This window comes from Actinomycetota bacterium, assembly GCA_018830725.1.
Classification (GTDB): Bacteria; Actinomycetota; Humimicrobiia; order JAHJRV01; family JAHJRV01; genus JAHJRV01.
This window is the reverse complement of record JAHJRV010000062.1, coordinates 1-5,224: the sequence shown is the minus strand read 5'-3', so window position 1 is coordinate 5,224 and position 5,224 is coordinate 1. Positions and strand designations below refer to the sequence as shown.

The following is a 5,224-nucleotide window of genomic DNA, read 5'->3' as shown; positions in this document are numbered from 1 at the left end:
TCTTTTTATTATTTACTATTTGATATTCAAAATTGAATTTAAGTTAGCTTTCTCCTTTTGTTTGCTCATGTTACTATCCTTACCACTATTATTAATTTTAAACAATTACAAAATAGCAGATAGAATAGCAAACTATACATACTTTTTATTATTATCTATTGTTCCAACAATATATTTAAATCAATGGAGAGAAAGATTAGAAAAAACGGGTAAATTAAAATATTATTATTTAATGATTGGATTTATAACCTTTGGCAGTATTATTTTATATTTCTTTCTAAATTATATTTAGTTATCTATTTATAAATCAAGTAGGGCAACCCTTTAGGGTTGCATATATAATGTTTAATCTTATTTAACAATGCTTTATATTGAAGCAAGGCTAAAGCCTTGCCCTAAATTTGTATTACATCAGATTCTTTTTAGTAGAATTTTTTAAATTATTATTTTTAATCTAAGTTATTTTAAAATCTTATTTCTTTTTTTTGAAATATAGCTATAAACTAAATAAGACAAGCTTAAAAATATAGTTGAAATAGATAGTAAAACACCAAAATTCATATATCTTTGGGGTAAGTATTCAATTGTAAGATTATAATCTCCCTTTTCTGAGATAAACCATGAATTCGCAAATCCATTTATAATAAGATGATCCTTCTCCAGCACTGGCTTTCCGTTTAAATACAATTTCCAGTTTCTATTGAAATTTTCAGATAGAACCAGCAGATATGGATATTTAGCTTCTTTTACCTGAATATTGTATTTTGTTGGATTTATCTCTTTAAAAACAATTTCAGGTTTTTCAACATTCTCCCTATCATATTTAACAGCTAAATCTAATTTTATTGATGGTTTTTCTCTCCCCATAGAATCAAAAAATGATATTTCTATTTCATGAGAACCTATATCAAGTATTAAATTATCTAAGAAAATCCATTCTTCATTTCTAATGTCAATATCTTTTATCTTTATCTTTTTCTTATTCCCACCCATATTCATAACAATAAAATCAACATCATGTTTTTCAAAAGATTCACTATTTCTGAAGTAGACTTTATAATCAAACATTGAAAGAACATCTATTTTATATATCCAATTTGTGTCATCTTTATTTCTTTGGATATTGGCTGTTAAAAAAATATGTGAAATGTAATCCATAGTTTGAATATCATTATTATCTAAAAATTCTGAAAAAATTATACTGCTTTCTCCATTAAACTCATTAAAAGAGGAAATCTTTGCTAAATATTCGATATCTCCAATTCCACCTTGAAAATATATTATTTTATGTGGAATGTAGATTTTTGGTATAAAAAAATCATCATCTATCTCATATAAATCTAATTTTCCAAAACTCTTTTTCTTATTAAAACCTTCCTGATTTTGTAATATTTTTTTCATATCCACAGGAGATAAGGTTCCTTCTGAACCAAATTCCCAATTTAAATCATTCTGCTGAAGTATGTATTTTACATTTAGAAGAGATAATATTTTACTAGAATCTAACATATTTTCTGGATTTAAATTTTCAAAAATTGAATTAATTAATCTATTTGCATATGTCAATGGTTCTGAATCAAAAAATAAGATAGGGTTCTTGAACAATACCTTTGCAGGAGTATATGTAGAGCTAAATCCATGTTCCCAATTAAATGGAGAATTGTATAATCCTCCCTTTGGAGCCATAAAAATTTTATTTTTATTATCATTTTTTTCAAACCAATTTTGAATATCAGTCCAGTATTCAGGAATCATTACATGCAATGTCCTTCTATTTCCATCTTTTTCATTCCAGATAGTCTCTCCAGTAAACATCGGAAAGGAGATAGTAAGAATTGTTAGAATTATTAAAATTACAAAAATATTTGGAATTAAATAAATATATCTCTTTTTTTTAATAAAATTTGAACTTTTAATATATTTATAGATACCGTCTACTGAATATCCAAGTAATACAGAGAGTGAAAAAATATTAAGTAGTGTAAATTTTGTATAAGGTTCTCTAAAAGTCCAAAACCCTGGAATATTGTGATAGAAAAAGTTATATATTTCTCCAAAAGGGGAATGAGTGCCTTTGACTAAAAAAAGTCCAAGCAAAGAGAGAAATATAAAATATGAAATATTTTTATATCGTTTTAAAAAAAATATCGAAGAAAATATAATTACGCTAAGAAGAAATGTTAAAAAAAGTAGGGGGAATCTATCATAATAATCAACATATGGAAAGTAAGGGAGTTCATAGCCTTTCAATTTCCAACTCCAACTACCTAAAAATCTAAAAAATTCTAAAAGAGGTCCGGTATCTAACGCAGTAAAGCCTTTAACTTTACGCATACTCTTAGAAATCTGAATAGCGCTTGGAAAATAAACTATCATCCACCAAAAATTTATAAAAATTGTAATAATTAGAGTTATGAAGGCAAATTTTAAACCTTTAACTATCTTTGATCTATTATTAAAAAAGAAAAAGATTAAATATGAAAAAAGAGTTAATGGAATAACACTAACTACAGGAGGAATTAAATAAGAAGAAGTAAAAAATATCGATGTAATACCGATATAAACAGAATATTTTAAAGAAAAATTTGGTTCTTCTAAACCTTTAATCCAAAAAGCCAACATTAAAGGAAGAAAAGCCTGAACTAAACGATATACCTCATGGATAGGGTCAAGAACTAAATAAAGATTAAACATATACAAAAATGCAGCTATTATTCCCGATAAATAAAAGTTTTCTCTATTTTTATTTAATGTTTTTATAAGGTAGTATATAAAGAAACCAGGTAAAAGAAATGTCAAGACAGACCACATTTTCTCAATATTAACCAAAGATAATCCAATTTTTTTTAGAACAACCCAGAATAGGATATATGGGAAAACTTGAGAAATATTTAAATTAGGAGACCCCTCATTAAATTTCGCATTCCAGGAAAAAGAATAATAATAAAATAGGTTAGAAGCATCCAGATGTTCTAAATGATCTCCACCTGCGATGATAAGTCCATCTTTGAACCAGATTAAAGGTGTTAAGCCAAATACGAAGATAATAACTAATATTAAAATTTCTTTAATCTCTATTGAGCTCTTAATTTTTCCAAAAAAAAATTTAATTCTTTTAATCATATTTTTTTAAGTAATTGATATAATCTTGTACTTTTTTATCTTCAGAATTGATAGTTTCACAGAATTTAAAATATTTTAATGAATTTTTAAAATCTCCTTTTTCATAATAGATTTTTCCTAAAATAAAGTTCACTTCAAAATTTGTTGGGTTTTTCTCTTTAGCTATTAATAACTCATTAAGCGCTTTGTATACCTTACCCACCCTATAAAATGTTCTACCAAGACCGTAATGCACACCAAAATCATATGGATTTAAATCCTTGGCAATTTTATATTGAACAATTGCTTTATCATAGTCACCTATGTTTTCAAATACTACAGCCAACAAAATATTTGATAGAAAATCATACTTATTAATTCTGATTGCCTGAAAAAGATAATCCCTTGCACTTTCATAATCACCTTTTTTATAAAATGCTCTCCCAATTAAGTAATATGATTTAAAATTTCCATTATCTATTTTAATTGCATTTTTGAATTCTTCTATCGCTCTATCATAATCTTTATTATCCAAAAAAGATTTACCCATTTCTAAATAAATTGATACATCTGCAGCCTTTTTTTCATTGACTTTAAGTCTATATCCTTTATTTAAAGACCTTGTCGAAAGAGTAAAGATTATAATTAGAATAAATAGAATCAATAAAACATTAAATATTTTTGTCCTTCGTAATATAGTACTTTTTATCTTTATCTGCTCACTGATACCTAATATTAAACTTAAAACAAGAAATCCATAAGCAAAATCTGCAAATATTTCTGCAATATGTCTCTTTCCTATAAATATAAAAAATGGAACAAGAAAAAGAAGGAGTAACGCACAAAAGATTGTTAGATTTGTACTTTTTAAAAGAGTATTTTTTTTGCTCATAGTAAGTATAAAAATTTTAAAAATCTTTATAAAAAAGTTGAAATTAGATTTACTGCAAAGAGAACAAGGCTATTGAATAGTAATATCAAAATTACCTGTATTAGTGAGCCATGAAAAAGATATATAAGGACTATTTGAAGAATTGTAAAAAAAATAGTGGGAAAAATAAATTTGAATTTTTCTATTGATAAATTATATAAAATTAAAATATTGTTTAGAGCAAAGAATGTCATAGCAACTCCAAAAAATTTAATGAGATAAGCACTATTTTCATATATTTTTCCAAACATTATTCTGATTAGAAAGTTTGGAAATAAGAAATAACAAATTGTTACTCCTCCACAAAGAATCAATGTAATAAAAAGACTCTTTTTTAAAATATCAATAGAATTTACGTTTTTTTTATGATACTCTGCCACTTTTGGAAACATCACAAGCCCAATAGCTCCTGGAATAAAAATTACTATCTTTCCCATTGTTGCAGCTGCAGAATATTGACCTGCATTTAATTCATTGAAGAAATGTTTAACTAATACAAGATCAAAACTTATTAATATAAAAATACAAATTGATGCAATAAGTACAGGTATAGAATACTTATAAACCTCCAAAAAATTTATGTCCTGTTTTATATCTTGTTTATTATTCCTACTTTTAAATATAAAACTGAGAGGGATAAATGATATCAATATAGCCAAAAAGCCGGAGATAGAACTTGAACCAATAGCTCCACTGGTTTTAAAACCCAAATATACAAGTGATATTCCAATAACCAAGCGTAAGATTGCATCAATAATTAAATTTAAAGATAAATGAGAAAAACTTTGAAGACCCTGTAATGTTCCTCTACTTATAGAAACAAAAATTGAGATAATAACCATTGAACCCAAAATAATTATTGGAATTGGAGACACTGTATTTAAAAATAAGGCTATTTGTTTTGAGGCTAATATAAAAAAAAGAAAAACAATTAAGCAGATTAATATTATCTTTTTAAAGGAATCGAAAAAAAAGTTTGAAATTGATTTGTAATCCTTTTCTGCAAAAAAATTAGAAATATATTTTGTAGTAACTGTTTGAATAGTAGATATCAAAGAAGATAAAATTATAAAAATAGAAATTAATGAAGCAAAAAGGCTGAATTCAGCTGGACCTAACATTCTTGCCATCATTAATGTATAAATATAATTTGAAAAATTAACTATATTAATCGCAATAAATAGCAAAACT

Annotated in this window: 4 protein-coding genes; 1 reads left to right on the top strand and 3 read right to left on the bottom strand. The window is 25.4% G+C overall.

The window, feature by feature from the left end; translation table 11 throughout:
- Positions 1-292: hypothetical protein (locus KKC53_03045; protein MBU2598141.1), on the top strand; the 292-nt coding region annotated here is incomplete at its 5' end.
- A gap of 167 nt (positions 293-459) precedes the next feature.
- On the opposite strand, the gene KKC53_03040 is transcribed toward KKC53_03045, so the two are convergent.
- The 3 genes from KKC53_03040 to KKC53_03030 all read right to left on the bottom strand — a co-directional run.
- The gene (locus KKC53_03040) at positions 460-3,123 is read right to left on the bottom strand and encodes a DUF3367 domain-containing protein (protein MBU2598140.1); all 2,664 of its coding nucleotides are present in this window, start codon (positions 3,121-3,123) and stop codon (positions 460-462) included.
- On the bottom strand, positions 3,116-3,994 hold the full coding sequence (locus KKC53_03035; GenBank protein MBU2598139.1) for a tetratricopeptide repeat protein: 879 nt from the start codon (positions 3,992-3,994) through the stop codon (positions 3,116-3,118). Before KKC53_03035 ends, KKC53_03040 begins: the two co-directional genes overlap by 8 nt.
- Positions 3,995-4,020: 26 nt before the next feature.
- A partial coding sequence (locus KKC53_03030) for an oligosaccharide flippase family protein (GenBank protein ID MBU2598138.1) occupies positions 4,021-5,224 on the bottom strand: 1,204 nt, incomplete at its 5' end.